General features: G+C 32.8%; 16 protein-coding genes. All 16 read left to right on the top strand.

The annotated features are described in order from the left end of the window. Nucleotides 1-20: 20 nt before the first annotated feature. The 16 genes from U472_RS12335 (at nucleotide 21) to U472_RS12260 (ending at nucleotide 17889) form a co-directional block, all read left to right on the top strand. Entirely contained in the window at nucleotides 21-890 is an 870-nt protein-coding gene (locus tag U472_RS12335) for a damage-control phosphatase ARMT1 family protein (RefSeq protein WP_068719767.1), read from the top strand. Continuing rightward, complete coding sequence (locus tag U472_RS12330) at nucleotides 887-1711, top strand: MBL fold metallo-hydrolase (protein ID WP_068718986.1); 825 nt, start codon at nucleotides 887-889, stop codon at nucleotides 1709-1711. The genes U472_RS12335 and U472_RS12330 overlap by 4 nt, the downstream gene beginning before the upstream one ends. 18 nt (nucleotides 1712-1729) lie before the next feature. Then, nucleotides 1730-2221, top strand: coding sequence for a flavin reductase family protein (locus U472_RS12325; protein WP_068718984.1), 492 nt, complete (start codon nucleotides 1730-1732; stop codon nucleotides 2219-2221). A gap of 190 nt (nucleotides 2222-2411) precedes the next feature. Then, a complete protein-coding gene (locus U472_RS12320) occupies nucleotides 2412-2741 on the top strand; it encodes a DUF5320 domain-containing protein (RefSeq protein ID WP_068718982.1) in 330 nt (109 codons plus the stop codon). Between the two features lie 140 nt (nucleotides 2742-2881). Next, nucleotides 2882-3268 (top strand): DUF134 domain-containing protein, encoded by a 387-nt coding sequence (locus U472_RS12315; protein WP_068718980.1) that lies wholly within the window; start codon nucleotides 2882-2884, stop codon nucleotides 3266-3268. 581 nt (nucleotides 3269-3849) lie between these two features. Continuing rightward, nucleotides 3850-4893: a Fe(3+) ABC transporter substrate-binding protein gene (locus tag U472_RS12310; protein ID WP_068718978.1), complete on the top strand. Its 1044-nt coding sequence runs from the start codon at nucleotides 3850-3852 to the stop codon at nucleotides 4891-4893. Nucleotides 4894-4951: 58 nt separating this feature from the next. Further along, a complete protein-coding gene (locus U472_RS12305) occupies nucleotides 4952-6580 on the top strand; it encodes an ABC transporter permease (protein WP_083189913.1) in 1629 nt (542 codons plus the stop codon). Then, nucleotides 6570-7286: an ABC transporter ATP-binding protein gene (locus tag U472_RS12300; RefSeq protein ID WP_068718976.1), complete on the top strand. Its 717-nt coding sequence runs from the start codon at nucleotides 6570-6572 to the stop codon at nucleotides 7284-7286. Before U472_RS12305 ends, U472_RS12300 begins: the two co-directional genes overlap by 11 nt. A 299-nt stretch (nucleotides 7287-7585) precedes the next feature. After that, nucleotides 7586-8269, top strand: a complete 684-nt coding sequence (locus tag U472_RS12295) for an HD domain-containing protein (RefSeq protein ID WP_068718974.1) — start codon at nucleotides 7586-7588, stop codon at nucleotides 8267-8269. Nucleotides 8270-8628: 359 nt separating this feature from the next. Then, nucleotides 8629-9846, top strand: a complete 1218-nt coding sequence (gene secD / locus U472_RS12290; protein ID WP_068718972.1) for a protein translocase subunit SecD — start codon at nucleotides 8629-8631, stop codon at nucleotides 9844-9846. After that, nucleotides 9846-10700: a protein translocase subunit SecF gene (gene secF, locus U472_RS12285; RefSeq protein ID WP_342672730.1), complete on the top strand. Its 855-nt coding sequence runs from the start codon at nucleotides 9846-9848 to the stop codon at nucleotides 10698-10700. The genes secD and secF overlap by 1 nt, the downstream gene beginning before the upstream one ends. 240 nt (nucleotides 10701-10940) lie before the next feature. Continuing rightward, a complete protein-coding gene (locus tag U472_RS12280; protein ID WP_068718968.1) occupies nucleotides 10941-11297 on the top strand; it encodes a phasin family protein in 357 nt (118 codons plus the stop codon). Continuing rightward, nucleotides 11287-11760 carry a DUF456 domain-containing protein gene (locus U472_RS12275; protein ID WP_068718966.1) on the top strand — a complete coding sequence of 158 codons (474 nt, stop codon included), beginning with the start codon at nucleotides 11287-11289 and terminating at the stop codon, nucleotides 11758-11760. Before U472_RS12280 ends, U472_RS12275 begins: the two co-directional genes overlap by 11 nt. A gap of 114 nt (nucleotides 11761-11874) precedes the next feature. Then, nucleotides 11875-13545, top strand: coding sequence for an ABC1 kinase family protein (locus tag U472_RS12270; RefSeq protein WP_068718964.1), 1671 nt, complete (start codon nucleotides 11875-11877; stop codon nucleotides 13543-13545). A gap of 176 nt (nucleotides 13546-13721) precedes the next feature. Beyond that, nucleotides 13722-17390, top strand: coding sequence for a single-stranded-DNA-specific exonuclease RecJ (recJ, locus tag U472_RS12265; RefSeq protein WP_068718962.1), 3669 nt, complete (start codon nucleotides 13722-13724; stop codon nucleotides 17388-17390). Then, complete coding sequence (locus tag U472_RS12260; protein ID WP_068719763.1) at nucleotides 17374-17889, top strand: adenine phosphoribosyltransferase; 516 nt, start codon at nucleotides 17374-17376, stop codon at nucleotides 17887-17889. The genes recJ and U472_RS12260 overlap by 17 nt, the downstream gene beginning before the upstream one ends. Nucleotides 17890-17925: the final 36 nt, after the last annotated feature.

Below are 17925 nucleotides of genomic sequence, written 5' to 3'. Positions count from 1 at the left end.
ATGTAGAAAAGGAGAGAATTATGGAATTAAGATTGGATTGTTTACCTTGTATTTTCAGACAGACATTAGAAGGTAGTAGAATGGTAACAAAAGATGAAGCAGTAATTAGAGAGGTTTTAAATGAGTATGCACAACTGATACCTCAGTTTGATTCTACTCAAAAAGCACCTGCTATTGTGGGAAAGGTACATCAGATAATTAAGGAGAAGACAGGGACAGCAGATCCATATCAGAAATTTAAAGAAGAGCATATGAATTTAGCTTTAAATTTATATTCTAAGATTAAAGGAATAATTGAAGATTCTGCTGATCCTCTTCAAGGGGCTTTAATTATGGCTGCTACTGGTAATTCCATTGATGCTGGACTTTTTGCTAAGGTTAATATTGAAGAACAGATTGAAGATGCTTTGAAGAATGGTTTTGTTCAAAGCGATTTTAAATTATTTAAAGAAAAATTAAAGCCTCATACTAAAATCTTAATTATTGGTGATAATGCTGGGGAAGCAGTTTTTGATAAATTATTGATAGAAGAATTGAGTAGATATGGGGTTAAGGTTACTTATGCTACTCGGGATGTTCCTGTTCTAAATGATGTAACTCTTAAAGAAGCTAGAGAGATAGGGCTTGATCAACTAAGTAAATTAATATCTAGTGGTTGTAAAACTCCAGGTACAATACTTGATAATACGATAGAAGAATTTAAGTTAGCTTATCAACAAGCAGATATAATAATTAGTAAAGGGCAAGGAAATTTAGAAGGACTATCATCAGCTCAAGAAGCTATCTTCTTTTTATTAAAGGCAAAATGTAGCTTGGTTGCTCAGATACTAGATGTTAATGAAGGTGATTTAGTATTTAGATTTAAAAAGCAAAAGGAGCGATTAGCTTGAATTCACAAAATACCAAGGTTAAGATTTTAGTAGAGAATAGAGTGGCAAAAGAGAACTTATTAGCTGAACACGGACTCTCTTTTTTGATTAGTTATCGAGAAAAGAATTATCTATTTGATACTGGTCAAGGTCTAGTGTTGATCAATAATATGAAGAATTTAGGAATTAAAGTTGCTGATATAGATGGAGTTATATTAAGCCATGGTCATTATGATCATGGCAATGGCTTGCAAGAAATTCTAGCTTTAAATTCTGAACTTGAAGTTTTTGCTCATCCAGAGGTCTTTATCCCCAAATATTCTGGTAAAAAGGTTAATTTAGTCCCCCGTGGACTTAATATAAAGAAAGAGGAGATACAAAACTTTAAGCCCATTAGAAAGGCTACTGAGATTAGTGCAGGATTATGGATGACTGGTGAGATTCCAAGAAAATCTAACTTAGAAGAACTGTCTAATAAGTTTAAAAGAGAGGTTGCAGGGCAGATTCAACAGGATAATTTTACTGATGAACAAGCAGTATTTATTGAGACTAAAAAGGGTTTAGTGGTCCTATTAGCTTGTACCCATGCTGGAATAATTAATACTTTAGAGCATATCAAAGCTCTTAGCGGTAGTCAAAAGATTCATGCTATTATTGGTGGAATGCATTTAATTAATGCTAATCAAAAACGAATTAACGAGACTGTTAGTTATTTAGCTCATCTTAATTTTGAGTTGATTGTCCCCTTACATTGTACTGGATTTAATGCTTTGCAAGCTATGTTAGCTAAATTTAAAGATAAAGTTAAATTAAGGCAAGTTGGTGAAGAGTTTATCTTTTAATATAGAGGAGGAAGCATAATGAAAAAAGAGTTAGCACCTTTTAAGAGTTGTTTACATCCTAGACCTAATGTCATAGTCTCATGTTGTGACCAAGAAGGGAGAGATAATGCTTTGGCTGTAGCTTATGCAAGTAACTGTAGCTATGATCCTCCAATGGTGATGGTAGGGATTGTTCCTTCACGCTATTCCTATCATATAATCAAAGAGACAGGTGTTTTTGTGGTCAATTTAGTTCCTAAAGATTTGGAGAAAGAATATTTTTACCTAGGTAGTCATAGTGGTAGAGATGAGGATAAAATTAAAAATTTAAATTTAGAAGTTAAAGATGGAACTGAGGTTAATGCTCCACTGTTAGTTGATTTTCCAGTTAATATTGAATGTAGTGTAGTTGATTCAATTCTAACTGGTTCCCATGAAATGTTTATTGGAAAGGTAGAAAAGGTACATGTTAATGAAGAATTGGTCGATAGTGAAGAAGAAGTTGATTTATTTAAGATTAAGTTCTTATAAATTAACTTTAGAAATAAATAATATATAAACCAAGCGTCTCTATTTAAATAGGGACGCTTAGCTTTTTATCTAGAGAGGTGGTTTCTTAGGGACCAGTGTAGTTGATTTTATTATTGATATATGTTCATAATGAAGTTATAATATAATTGTAATGAGCATATGTTTAAAAACAAAGAAGGAGTTGGTTTAAATGCCTAGAGGAAATGGAAGAGGTCCTGAAGGTTTAGGTACTATGACAGGTAGAGGTTTTGGTTATTGTGCTAGTTATGAGGGTCCAGGTTGTTTTGATAATAGAAGGGGTGGGAGAGGTTTTGGACGTAGTTTTGCTAGAAAAGGTCGGAAAGCTGCTTTTAGAAGAAGAGGAGCTTATGCTTTTAATACTTCAGCTTATAATCCTAATATCGAGTTAACAGTTAATGAAGAGATTGACTATCTTCAAGAGGAAGCTCAATTCTTACAAGAGCAATTAGAAAACATTCAAAATCAAATTGCTAAATTAGAAACCGAACAAGAGGATTAATTTAAAGTTAAAGGCTTACCTAATTTTACAGGTGAGCCTTTAACTATTTAGCTGATTTATTAAATAATCAATTAGATTTAATATCTATCTTAAACTATGATATAATTAGTTTAGATTTAATCTGAAACGAGGTGTATATTATGGTTAGACCTACGAAAAAACGTAGAGTCGAATATCTACCAAAGGTTACTTTTTTTAAACCTGCTGGAGTTCCTAAAAGAAGCTTAGAAGAAGTTAATTTAACGATAGAAGAAGTAGAGGCTATTAGATTAAAGGATAAAGAAGAGTTAACCCAAGAAGAAGCAGCTGAAAGAATGGAGGTTTCAAGACCTACTTTTCAGAGAGTCTTAACCACAGCTAGAAAGAAGATTGCTGAGGCTTTAATAGAGGGAAAGGCAATCCGCTTTGAAGGTGGAGATTATCGCCTGGCTAAATTTAAATGTCCTTCTTGTGGTGATAAGTTTAGCCCTAAACACAAGCATAAACATCGTAATCATCACAGTAAGTGTCCAAAGTGTCTAGATTAGAAGAAGTCAAACAAAATATTAACTATTTAAAATGGTGGATATCTGAATTCAGATATCCACCATTTGTATGTTTAGATAATTATCTTATAAAATTTTAAAGAGAAGAATTTAACTTCATCACTATAGTCCATATAATCGCTCTTATTATTCTTAGCCTCTATATCTATCAAAAACAATTCTTAATTGATAAGTATCATAGCAGAGAAATCAATAATTTAATAGAAAATACGATTTTATTTATTAATATTATGATTTAAATTTAAATTTATTCTAAAAAGCATAATTTTTAGCTATTATATATTAAATAAGTTTTGAACTAATTTTTCTTTTATACTTGACAAAATAGATAGGTTTTATTATAATTTATATGGAAATGAAAGTTATTATCATTATCATTTGTTAGAAGGGAGGATTATTGTTATAACTAGTAATTAACCTTACATAACTACTAAAGAAGTAGAACCGATTATGGTGCTAAGATGATAATCTTATATTTAGATAGCAAGTTATTAATGGACTTAGATTAGTTGGTTTAGTAAAAACATTAAAATTGAAACTATATTATTAAGGAGTGAATTATTGTGAAAAAATCGTTATTTATTCTAGCTTTAGTTGTACTAGTAGGAACAGTTTCATCTGCACCTGCATCAGCAGGGTTTTTTGATTTCTTATTTGGAAAGGATAATGGTGAGGTTAATCTTTATACAAATAGACATTACGATACAGATGAAGAGTTATTAAAGCAGTTTGAAGAAGAGACAGGTATTAAGGTAAATGTATTAAAGGGTGGTTCTGATGAGCTAATCGAAAGAATTGCTAGAGAAGGTAAGAATACAAATGCTGATTTATTAATTACTGCTGATGCAGGTAGATTACATAGAGCAAAGGCTGCGGGATTATTACAAGCTATAGATAGTGAGACAGTATTAAATAATATCCCTGCTAATCTAAGGGATGAAGATAATCAGTGGGTTGCTTTAACTGTTAGAGGAAGAGTTGTTGTGTACGCTAAAGATAGAGTAAATCCTTTAGAAATATCTACATACGAAGATTTAACTGCTGATAAATGGAGAGGTAAAATATTAGTAAGATCTTCAGCAAACATCTATAACCAGTCATTACTTGCTTCGCTATATGCTTTAAATGGCGAAAAATATGCTAGAGCCTGGGCAGAAGGTGTCTTAAATAATATGGCTAGAGCTCCTAGAGGTAATGATAGAGCTCAAGCAACGGCTGTTGCAGCAGGTATTGGTGATTTAGCGATTATGAATACTTATTATATTGGAAAGATGTTAAACTCTTCTAATCCAGAAGAAGTAAAGGTAGCAAAACAGGTAGGAGTACGTTTCTTAGAGCCAACACATATTAACGTAAGTGGAGTAGGTCTGACTAAACATGCTAAAAATAGAGAGAATGCTATTAAATTAATAGAGTTTCTATCAAGTGCTAAGGCACAAAAGTTCTTTGCAGAGGCTAACTATGAATACCCAGCAAACCCAACTGTAGAGGCTTCAGCTTTATTGAAGTCATGGGGAGACTTTGAAACTCAAGATATCAACTTAACTAAATTAGGTGAATTCAATCAACAAGCAGTTGAAATCTTCAATGAAATAGGATGGCAGTAAGAATTTTTAAAGGGTAGCCAAGGGCTGCCCTTTTTTACTAAAAGGTAGGTGAATAGAGTTGTTAAAGAGAAGAAACTTAAAATTTCTGTTTAATATCTGGTCAATTTCAAGCCTTATTATTATTATGTTTGTGTTAATTCCTAATGCGAATATTTTATTAAATATTTTTAAGCCAGCAAATCAAAACTGGAATCATATTAAAGAATACTTATTAAAAGATTATATAATTAATTCAGCTGTTTTGGTTCTCTTTACAGGATTCTTTTCTATCTTGATAGGGTTAATACCAGCTTGGCTAATTACCCAATATCAGTTTCCCTTCCGTAACTTCTTTAAATGGTCGTTGATTTTACCCTTAGCAATCCCTCCTTATATTGGTGCCTATACCTATAATGGATTATTAAATTATACAGGAGTTATCCAGACATCCTTAAGAAATTATTTTGGGATTAGTGTAAATCCAATTTATTTTGATATTATGAATATCAAAGGTGCAATATTTATCTATACTATCTTCCTATTTCCCTATATTTATATCATTACAAGGTCATTTTTAGCCAAGCAGAGTGCTTCTTTAGTAGAGGCTGCTAGGACTTTAGGAAGGAGCTCTTTTGAAATTTTCTGGTATATTATCTTACCAATCACTAGAACAGCAATTGTAGCAGGGGGTAGTTTGGTTGTTTTAGAAGTTCTAAATGATTATGGTGTCGTTAAATATTTTGGAATTACAACCTTCAGTACAGCCATCTTTAAGACTTGGTTTGGGATGGGAGATTTAATTTCAGCAGTAAGGTTATCTGCTTTATTGATGATCTTTGTTTTTGGGGTTCTATTAATAGAGAAGTTTTCACGGGGAGGAAAGAGGTTTAGTTATAGTACTACTAAGGTTAGACCCCTTTCTAGAACAAAACTATCAGGAATCAAAGCTTTTCTAGTATCAGCTCTCTGTTCATTAATCTTTGTCATTGGATTCTTAATCCCTACATTACAACTACTTTATTGGAGTTGGTTGAGTTATGCTAAGATTTTAGATGTAGACTTCTTTATCTTCTCCTTTAACTCTATATTTGTAGCACTACTTGCTTCAATATTAATTATAATCATCTCAATAATTGTAGCTAATACTGTAAGAATCAGTGATAATATATTAGCCAAAGTATATTCAAAGGTAGCGATCCTGGGTTATTCAATTCCAGGTGCTGTTATAGCTGTAGGTATCCTATTATTCTTTATAGGGTTAGATAAATTTATAGGTTCTGGTAAATTGATTTTAACTTCTACTATATTGATGCTTATCTTTGCTTATATCATTAGATTTTTAGCTATTGGTTACAATTCTATAGAATCTGGCTTTGATAAAGTGGGTAAGAGTTTTTTTGAAGCATCTAGGACCTTAGGTTTAGGAATAACTAAAACCTTCTTTAAGGTTGATTTACCAATGATTAAGCCAGCTGTAATCAGTGGGTTCCTTCTGGTCTTAATTGAGATTCTAAAGGAGTTACCCTTAACTTTAATCTTAAGACCCTTCAACTTTGATACCTTAGCTAGCAAGGCTTTTGAATATGCAAGTGATGAGATGATACATGAGGCTGCTATTTCATCTATAATTATAATTTTTATCTGTTGTCTAGCTATATATGGAATTCATAAGCTTGGAGCGGGAAAGGGGAGTACAGATGTTAATTGAAATTAAAGATTTAAACTTTAGATATAATAATTCTAAGGTTGATACTTTAAGGAACTTTAATCTTGCTGTAGATGCTGGAGAAATAGTCTGCCTATTAGGAGAGAGTGGAAGTGGAAAGAGTACAGTACTACGTTTGATTTCAGGGCTTGAAGAGCCAAATAATGGGGTTATTAAGCTTAATGGTGAGATAATAGTTGATAACAAAACCTTTATACCTTCTGAAAGACGGGGGATAGGTGTGGTCTTTCAAGATTATGCACTATTTCCCCATATGTCAGTAGCTGAGAATATACTTTTTGGAGTGAAGAATAAGAGTAGCAAGTATAAGAAAGAAAAGCTAGCTCAATTATTAAAACTAGTAGGTTTAGAAGGTTTACATGATAGATATCCCTATCAGATTAGTGGAGGGCAGCAACAAAGAGTAGCATTAGCGAGAGTTTTAGCAATAGAGCCTTCACTGATATTGATGGATGAGCCTTTTAGTAACCTTGATGCTAGTTTACAGTCTAGAATCAGAGAAGAATTAAAAGATATTATAAAAAAGACTGCTATAACCTCAATCTTCGTCTCCCATGATAAGGAGGATGCTATCAGTATAGCAGATAAGATAGTAGTTTTAAAAGATGGGAAAATTATTCAACAGGGAAAGACGAAGAATATAATTTCTAATCCAGCTTCTGATTATGTGGCAGCTCTCTTCTCCTAATAAATAAATAGTTAGCCACCTAATTAATGGGTGGTTATTTCACTTTATGAATATATTATCAGAATAAATCCATACTAAGTTAAGATTAAACTATTAAGAACTATTTAATTTGGGTTCTTCTGCTAATTGGCTGAGAAGATTTATAATTTTAGCAGATTCAGTTTATAGATTCAAGTTAAGTCTAAGCTTAAATTTGAGCAAAGAATTTACTTTCTTGAATTTATTTAGCCTAAACAAACTTTTAATAGCAAAATTTGTGGTTGAACCTTAATTTATTAGATAGAGGAGTGGATTATATTATGAGCGAACTAACTATTGAAAGATTAATTACAGTAGAAGAGGTTAAGCAGCACCCCTTAATTAAGGCTTATATCTCAAAGGCAAATGAACACCTCTCTTCAATGGGCTATACTGAGCATGGGTTTAGACATGCAGGACTTATCTCTAAGTTAGTAGGTGATATCTTAACAGAATTGGACTACTCTGAAAGAACTATAGAGCTTGGTAAGATTGCTGGTTATATACATGATGTGGGAAATGTGATTAATCGCCATGACCATGATCAGCATTCAGCTATAATTGCTGAGAATCTATTAAGGGAGATGGGAATGGATTATGAAGAGATTGCAATGATTATTGGTGCTATAGGAAATCATGATGAGAATTTTGGTGAACCAGTCAATGTAATATCAGCAGCATTGATTATAGCTGATAAATCTGATGTTCATTATACTAGAGTTAGAAACAAGGAGTTTGCTACCTTTGATATCCATGACAGGGTCAACTATGCTGCTAAACAATCGACTATTAAGGTAAATAAATATGATAAGACGATTACTTTGGAATTAGAGATTGATTTAAAGATTATTTCAGTCATAGAATATTTTGAGATATTTTTAACAAGGATGTTGATGGCTAGAAAAGCAGCAAGAACTTTAGAGTGTAACTTCCATTTAATAATTAATGATACTAGGTTATTATAAGGGTTTTGATTGATTGACAAGGAATTTTTAAAAGGATATAATAGATATGCTGTCTAATATTATATATGGTTATTATTTTTGGTATTTGATAATATATTCTAGGCAATTATCTAGTGCCAATAATTAATAGCTAGTATTATATTTATTCTCTGGTTAGTATTTATAAGATTTTACATAAGCCTATTTTAAGAAGGTACTATACTGATGGATAATTGAAGCGAGGTTTAGTAACATCTGCTACTAGACCAGAAATTGTTTTATCTTATAGATAACATTTCTAGAGGTATGTAGCCTTTATAAGAAGGGAATGTTATATATTTTGATGAGTTTGATTTTAATAAAAGAAAGGAGATAAGGTTATGAACTGGAAACAGAAAAGAATGTTTAATTTTGTTCTAATTTTAGCATTAGTAGGACTGGCAGTATACTTTTTATATCCATTGAATGAAAGTATGGAATTAGGGTTAGATTTACAAGGAGGAACCCATGTGCTATTAGAAGCACAGGATACCCAAACTGCTGAAGTTGATGATGATGCTATGAATCGATTAGTAAATGTTATTAATCGTAGAGTTGATGAGTTAGGATTGACAGAGCCACTTGTTCAAAGGCAAGGAGCTAGAAGAATTATTGTGGAGTTACCAGGGATTGAAGATCCTAATCAAGCTATTGAAACTATTGGAAAGACAGCCCAATTACAGTTTAAGAATCAGGCTGGAGAGATTGTAATGACTGGTGAAGCATTAAAAGATGCAACAGCTGCTTATGGTGGAGAGTTTAATCAACCAGTTGTAAGTTTTGAATTGACTAAAGAAGGAAGTAAAAAATTTGCTACAATCACAAGAGAAAATATTGGTAAAGTAATTGCAATCTATTTAGATAATAAGTTATTAACTGCACCAACGGTACAAAGTGAAATTAGAGGTAAAGGTCAAATTACAGGATTTAGAGATTTAGAAGATGCTCAACAAACTGCTTTATTACTTAGAGCAGGTGCTTTACCTGTACCAGTAGAGGTAGTAGAGAATAGAACTGTTGGACCTACTTTAGGAAAGATATCTATTGATAAGAGTGTTCAAGCAGCAATCATTGGTTTAATTTTAATTGTGATCTTTATGATTATTACTTATTGGTTATCAGGAGCAGTAGCAGCAGTTGCTTTAGCTTTTTATAGTGTAATCGTTTTAGGTATCTTAGCTGGCTTAAATGCTACCTTAACTTTACCTGGTATTGCAGGTTTAATCTTATCTATTGGTATGGCAGTAGATGCTAATGTAATTATCTTTGAAAGAATTAAGTATGAATATCGCCAAGGTAAGACAGTAAAAGCAGCAGTAAAATCTGGTTTTGATCGTGCTTTTACAACTATTTTAGACTCTAACATAACAACTTTAATTACAGCTGCTATCTTAGGTTATTTAGGAACTGGAACAGTTAGAGGTTTTGCAATTACATTAAGTATTGGTATCTTAGTAAGTATGTTTACAGCTATTGTAGTGACTAGAATGTTATTGAACTTATTATTAAGTACTAATCTAGTAAATAAACCAAAAGTTTTTGGTTGGGCAAGGAGGTAATGGTAGTGGATATTATCGGTAAAAGAAGATTATGGATGTCGATCTCAGGAATAATTATCCTAGCAGGTTTAATCTCTATCTTATTTCAAGGTATGAACCTAGGAATTGACTTTGCTGGTGGAACAATTATTGAATTTACTTTCTATAAAGGGGTTACTAATAATGAGATTAGAGATACATTAGGTGAATTTGGTTTGACTAAAGCACCTAAAATTCAACAGACTGAAGATGGTGTTCTAATTCGGATGGAAGAGCTACCGGCTTCAAAGATAACTGCGATTGAAGAGAAGATTGAAGCTAAGTACTCTGGTAAGATGCAAAGAACAGAGAAGGTAGGAGGGACAATTGGTAAAGAGTTAAGAAATAAGGCTTTTTGGGCATTATTACTGGCTGCTCTTGCTATTGTGGCTTATATTAGTATGAGGTTTGAGTTTAGATTTGCTATTGCAGCTATTTTAGCTTTATTACATGATGTCTTAATTGTATTAGGGGTCTTTTCATTATTACAAATCGAGATTAACAGTCCTTTTGTGGCTGCTTTACTAACTATTGTTGGATACTCTATCAATGATACAATAGTTATCTTTGATAGAATTAGGGAAAAGATGAGAACGGCTAAAAAAGAGACCTTTGCTCAATTGAATAATGAAGCAATTGTAGAGACTTTACCACGTTCTATCAATACATCACTTACTACCTTATTACCTATTTTAGCTATCTTGTTCTTAGGTGGTACAACTATTCAAAACTTTATGTTGGCACTATTAGTAGGTGTATTATCAGGAACTTACTCTTCAATCTTTGTAGCCAGTCCTATCTTAGTAGAGTGGGATGAAAGAAAATCAGCTAAATAATATTTATATCAAATGACCCTTGGTTTTTAAAGACTGGGGGTTGTTTTTATTTTAGGTTTAATGTATATTTAAATAATATAGAGATGTTACTGTCTCTTTATATCCATATAGTATCATTATTAATCACGCTAAATAGGTTATATATACAAAAAGTCTTCATATCTTAGTATTAGATTTGTAGTATTTGGAAAAATATAAGAGTTGTGATATAATTATTAACAACTTCTGGAGGTGGTGAATTTGTTAAACTTTATTAAAGAGATGATGGTAACTGGTCTGGGAGCATTGTTTTTGACCAAAGATAAAGTTGAAGAGATGGTTCAAAAACTCGTTGAAGAAGGGAAGGTAAGTAAAGAGGAAGCCAATGAACTGATTAATAATATGACAAAAAAAGCTAAAGAGCAGCAGGAGCAGATGAGAGATAAGATTAAAACAGAGATAGAGAATAGTTTTAATAAGGTAGGAATTGTGAAAAAAGAGGAAGTAGAAGAGTTAAAAGATAAAGTTGTTAAATTGGAATTACATGTTAGGTCTTTAGAAAGAGAGATACAAAGCTTAAAGAATGATGGGATAGAGGTAGCTGAAGATGACAGTTAAAATTATTGTTGCAATCTTATCAACAGTAGGGGTTTTGGGAACCTTAGTACCAGCAGTTCCTGGTACCCCTTTAATTTTATTAGGTGCATTAATTTATGGATTTACTAGTAATTTTGCTGTTTATGGTTGGGGGTTTATTGGTATATTAGTCTTATTGAGCATATTGGCTGAGGGATTAGATTATTTAGCAAGTGTCTTAGGAGCCAAATATTTTGGAGCAAGTAGATTTGGAATTATTGGAGCTATTGGTGGTGGAATATTAGCTACAATATTTTTAGGACCAATTGGACTGGTAATAGGACCTCTTCTAGGAGCAATCATTGTAGAATTATTAAGAGGTAAGAAGTTTGAAGAGGCTTTAAAGGTTGGAGTAGGTACAATTGTAGGTAATGTAAGTGGCTCAATAATATCCTTTCTAATTTCAATACTGATGACTATCTTACTATTAGTTAGGGTATTTTAATAGCTATATAACCTCTTCTGCTAGTATAAGATATGTCGTAATATACCGATTACTGTTATTCATTATTAGTCACTATACTTTAATGGTAAACTGAAAATATTGGGCGGTGGTATTATGCTCTTTAAAGATATTGGAATACATTATAGAAATATGAAAAGATATAGAGATATAGTAGAGGTTTTGATTAAACATGGCTTTGGGTATTTGATAGAACTGATGGAGTTGCGCCAATTCTTACCTTTAAGTAAGAGAATCAAGAAGTTAAAACCAAGTAATCCCCAACAGGATTCTCGAGCGATTAGGCTTAGGAAGGTATTAGAGGAGTTAGGACCTACCTATATCAAGTTAGGGCAACTACTTAGCACTCGACCTGATTTGATCTCTCGCACTTATATAGAAGAGTTAGAGAAGTTACAAGATCAAGTTCCAGCTATGAATTTTGAAGATGTAATCAAACAGTTAAATAGAGAGTTAAATGGAGATTATAATGAATACTTTAGTAAAGTAGCTGCTGCTCCTTTAGCAAGTGCTTCTATTGGACAAGTTCATAAAGCTACCCTAAAGAATGGAGAAGAGGTTGTTGTTAAAGTTCAAAGGAAGGGGATTCAGTCTACTATAGAGACTGATTTAGATATTATGACTAATTTAGCAGGTTTATTAAAGAATCGAGTCTTTAGTGATGATTTTATCGATCCTATTGAGATAGTAAATAACTTCTCTAATATGATTAAGCAAGAGCTTGACTATAGAATAGAAGCCAGAAACACCAAGAAGTTTCGTAAAAATTTTGCTTCTGAAGATGATATTATCATTCCCAAGGTCTTTTGGGATTTAACGACTAAGAGAATCTTTACTATGGAATTTATTCCTGGCTATAATATTAATAAATTAAAGGATAGTTCTAAAAATGATAGTCTTGCTAGGATAATCAGCAAATCCTTTATGAAACAGATTATGATTGATGGACTCTTCCATGGAGATCCCCATCCTGGCAATTTTATTATCAGTAGAGACTATAAGGTGGCTTGGATTGATTTTGGTTTAGTAGGTCAGCTGACTCAAGATGATAAGGAGAGAGTAGCCAATTTATTTATAGCCTTGATTAAAAAAGATACAGATAAGGCGATTGAAGAGCTATTAAATTTAGGGATGGTAACTAAAGAGATAGATATGAGATCCTTAAAGAGAGATTTTGCTAGATTGATTGAGGATTATCATGGTGTAACTTTAGAAGAGGTAGAGTTATCGGTGGTTATGAATAGGCTTTTGGATTTGACCTTCAAATATAAGATAAGACTACCAATAGAATTCATCTTATTGGTCAAAGCCTTAATTACAGTTGAAGGGGTAGTATCGAAAATAGAGCCTAAATTTGATATCCTAACTGTAGCTAAACCTTTCGCTTATGATATAATAAAAAAGAGGCTAAGCCCTAAGCGATTAATGGGAGATACTTTAGAGCGATTACAGGAGATTAGTAAATATATAATAGATTTACCTGAAGAATTACATAATATATTTAATCTAATGCAAGAGGATCAGTTAGAGATAAAGTTTCACCATGTAGGAATTAAGCCTTTGACCTCTAAATTGGATATTGTTAGTAACCGCCTATCTATTTCTTTAATCATTGCATCTTTGATTGTTGGTTCCTCCTTAATTATGGTAGCTGATAAAGGTCCAGAGTTTTTAGGGTTTCCTGTTGTGGGGATATCAGGTTATCTAATTGCTGTAGTTTTAGGAATTTGGCTGGTAATATCTATCTTGCGTTCAGGAAAATTTTAGTATATTTTACTGTAAAAGAGTTAAAGTTAGAACTTAGAGATAGCTTATTGGTCATTATTAAGTTGCCAGTAGTAATTAAAAGAAGATTACATAAATTTTTAAGGAGGAAAACCGATTTTTATGAAGAATGTATATCAGTATTGCTGATTATAATCTGCAAAAGATGGGGGAAAACAATGCTAGATCAAGAAAAGATATGGACATTTCAAGAAATAAATCAAGATGATGTTGATGAATTAGCTGATAGTTTGGATATAAATCCAGTTATAGTGCGAATTTTAGCCAATAGAGGTTTAAAAACTCCTCAAGAAATCGAGGAGTTTTTAGATTTTAGCTTAGAGGATTTACATGAACCTTTTCTGATGAAAGATATGGAGTTAGCCTTTAATAGAGTAGAGCAGGCTATTAAGAATCAAGAGAAGATATTCATTTATGGAGATTATGATGCTGATGGTATTACTAGTACCTCCTTATTAATTAAGGTATTAAAGGATTTAGGTGCTGATGTTGATTATTATATACCTAATCGTCTAAAAGAAGGCTATGGATTGAACCAGGAGGCTGTGAAGAGTTTAGCAGATAAAGGTGCTGCTTTGATTATAACTGTTGACTGTGGAATTTCAGCAGTTGCAGAGGTTGCTTTAGCTAATCAGTTGGGTATTGATGTGATTATTACTGACCATCATACAGTACCAGCGTTAACTCCTGAGGCTATAGCTATACTCAATCCCAAGCAGGAGGACTGCCGATATCCCTTTAAGAAACTAGCTGGAGTAGGAGTAACCTTTAAATTGGTTCATGCCTTATTGGCTAGATTAAAGAATTTAACAGATCTTAATCACTTAATGGAGTATATTAGTATAGTAGCAGTTGGTACTATTGCTGATATTGTTCCTCTTATTGGGGAGAATAGAATAATAGTCTATTATGGTCTAAAGCGTATTAATGCTTTTGTTGGAAGAGGGGACTTTAATTTAGGAATCTTAAAGAGTAAGGTTGGTTATAAAGATAAGGATATTACTGCTGGAGGAATAGGTTATTATCTAGCACCTTGTATTAATGCTACTGGTCGATTGGGACAGGCTTATTTAGGTGTACAGATTTTTACCGAAACTGATATAGTGGTAGCTGATGATTTAGCTTCACACCTAAGAGAGATGAATGCTGATCGACAAGAGATCACTACTCAAATTTTAGCACAGGCTGAAGAGTATATTGCTCAGAAGATTGATTTAAAACAAGAGAAGGTGTTAGTAATTCCTTTAGCTGAAGGTCACCCTGGAGTGATAGGGAATGCTGCTTCTAAGATTCAAGAGAAGTATTATCGCCCAGTTATCTTATTGACCTATGCTGAAGATGGTAGAGTCTTGGGTTCAGCTAGGAGTATCCGCAATTTCCATCTCTATGAAGCCTTTAAGTATTGTGAAGAGTGCTTTGAAGGATTTGGTGGACATAAGGAGGCAGCAGGTTGTTCCTTGCAAGCGGAAAATATTCCTCAATTACGGAGAATGATAAATGAGTATGCAGATCAGGTCTTAACAGAGGAAGACCTAATAGATAAACTGAAAGTAGAACAGGTAATTAGTATGGAAGAGGTTTCAAAGGATTTGGTTTATCAATTAGCTAAATTAGAGCCTTATGGTTGTGCAAACCCTCGTCCTAAGTTTGCTTTAAAGGGGTTAGCTGTAGATAATTTTTATCTTTTTGGTAAAGAAGAGAGCCATATTAAGATTAACTTTGCCCAAGGTGGTAGAAGTGTAGAGGCTATTGGTTGGAGAATGGCAGAGCTAAGAAAGAAGCTTCAAACAGAGAATGAGGATATATCTTTGGCATTTACTATGGATATCAATGACTTTGGTGGAGAAGAAACTGTCAGCTTGACTATCAAGGATATTAAGTTCCCAGAGTTATCCTTTGTGGACCAATTATTTGCTAAAAGTAAAGAGATATTAGAAGATGACTTTTATCGAGGAATTGGAGATAGTGATTCTTTCTATACTAAAGTAGTAGGTGTTACCTTTGAGGGTAGGCAAGAGATAATTAAAAGAGAAGTCAATAAAGGAGATCTACTATCTTTACAAAGAGAGCCAGATAATAAATATGACTCTAATGCTATTAAAGTATTGACAAAGAGTAAAGAACAGATTGGCTTTCTTAAAGCTGAGTTGGCTAAACATTTAGCCCCTTATTTAGATAATGGAATTAAATATAAAGCTATTGTCTCTGATATAACAGGGGGAGAGGATGGCAGAAGCTTAGGTGTCAATCTATTTATAGAGAAGGATACAGATTATTTTGATAAGAAAGAGGATGCAGAGCTTAGATTATATCGAGCTAAACTTGCTACCAAATCCGAAGCTGAAATTTTAGAAGAGATTAGAAAGTCATTAATTGGAGATTATAGTTTTAGACCAAAACAAGCAGAAGCTCTTGATAGTTTATTCAAAGGAAATAATACTTTAGCTATCTTTGGAACTGGAAGGGGCAAATCAGCAGTCTTTCAAAGCTTTTCAGCTTTTCAAGCTATAAAATCTAATTTGATGACAATAATCATTTATCCTCTAAGGGCCTTAGTTAATGACCAATATAGCTCGTTACAGGATAAGTTAGCACCTTTAGGGCTTAGAGTCTATAAAGGAAATGGATCATTGACTATAAAAGAAAGAGAAGAGTTGAATCAAGCTCTAAATAGTAACCAAGTTGATGTACTACTAACTACTCCTGAATTTATTGAATATAATTTAGACAGATTTAAAACTATTAAAGATAGAATAGGCTTCTTTGTGGTTGACGAGAGCCATCATATTGGTTTAGCATCTAATCAGTTTAGACCAACTTATAAGAGGATACCTAAGCTATTAGCAGAATTAGAAAACCCTTTAGTTTTAGCGGTAACAGCTACTGCTAATGATCAGGTTGCCAAAGAGATAGTCAACTCTTTGGAGATAGATAATTTGATAATTGACCCTCATGTTCGTACTAATCTAAAGTTAATTGATAACAGAAATGCTGTTGATAAAGATGCTTATATTGATGATATAATTGCTAAAGGTGAGAAGGTTATTATCTATGTCAATAGCCGAGAAAAGAGTATTGAACTAGCTACTAAATTAAGGGAAATTAATCCCTTCTTAGCCCAACAGATTGTCTTTTATAATGCTGGATTGACCAATCAAGAGAGGGTATTGGTAGAAGAGAAATTTAGAGATGGAGAGATAAAAGTGGTTATCTCTACTAGTGCTTTTGGTGAAGGGATTGATATCCCTGATATTAGGCATATTATTTTATATCATTTGAACTTCAATCGAACTGAATTTAATCAGCAAAGTGGAAGGGCTGGACGTGATGGCAAAGAGTCATATATTCACCTCTTATATGGACAGCAGGATGCTAGAATCAATGAGTTTATCTTAGATATTATGGCTCCTGATAGGGAAGTTTTAGCTCAATTATATATTGTTTTAAATAAATTGCAGACCAAAGATAGAGAGGTGTTTGCTACTAACCAAGAGTTAGCCGATGAGATAAATCAGAAGATAAAGAAAGCGGTACAAGCAAGTACTGTTTCTGCAGGATTAGGGATTTTAGAGGAATTGAAGCTTCTAACTAGAATTCAAGAAGGGGGCAGAATAATTCAACTACATCCAAGACCTGAGGTAAAACTAGACTTAAGCAGCTCAATAAGATATAATGAAGGTATTGAAGATAAGCAGGCTTTTGTTGAGTTTAAAAGGTTTGCTTTACAAGAATCACCAGAGAAACTATTAAATTTAATTAACCAACCAATTTATCCAAAAAGGTTTATAAAATTGAAAGGGGAGAAGAATGTTGAATTTAGCAGATAAGATAAGAACTATTCCAGATTTTCCTAAGGAGGGTATCGCTTTTAAGGATATTACTACTTTACTAAAAGATCCAGCAGCTTACAAAGAGGCTATTAATAGAATTGCTGAGCGATATGAAAGTAAAGATATCGATTTGATCTTAGGGATAGAAGCACGAGGATTTTTAATAGGTGCTCCTCTAGCATTAAAATTAGATAAAGGATTTGTACCAGTTAGAAAAGAAGGTAAATTACCTGGTGATGTAGTTAAGACTGAATATGATCTAGAATATGGAAGTAATATTATTGAGATACATAAAGATGCTATCGAGCAAGGTGCGAAGGTCTTAATTGTTGACGATTTATTGGCTACTGGTGGAACTGTAAAGGCTACCGTAGATTTAGTTGAACAGTTAGGTGGAGAGGTTGTTGAGATTGCATTTTTGATGGAACTAGGATTTTTAGATGGTAGAGAGAAGATAGGAGATTATGAAGTTTTTTCTTTAATTATTGATGAATAAACAGAAACATTTAATCTATTGATAAAGGAGCAATAA

The sequence above is a fragment of the Orenia metallireducens genome (assembly GCF_001693735.1).
Taxonomy (GTDB): Bacteria; Bacillota; Halanaerobiia; order Halobacteroidales; family Halobacteroidaceae; genus Orenia; species Orenia metallireducens.
This window is presented reverse-complemented; position numbering and strand designations above follow the sequence as displayed.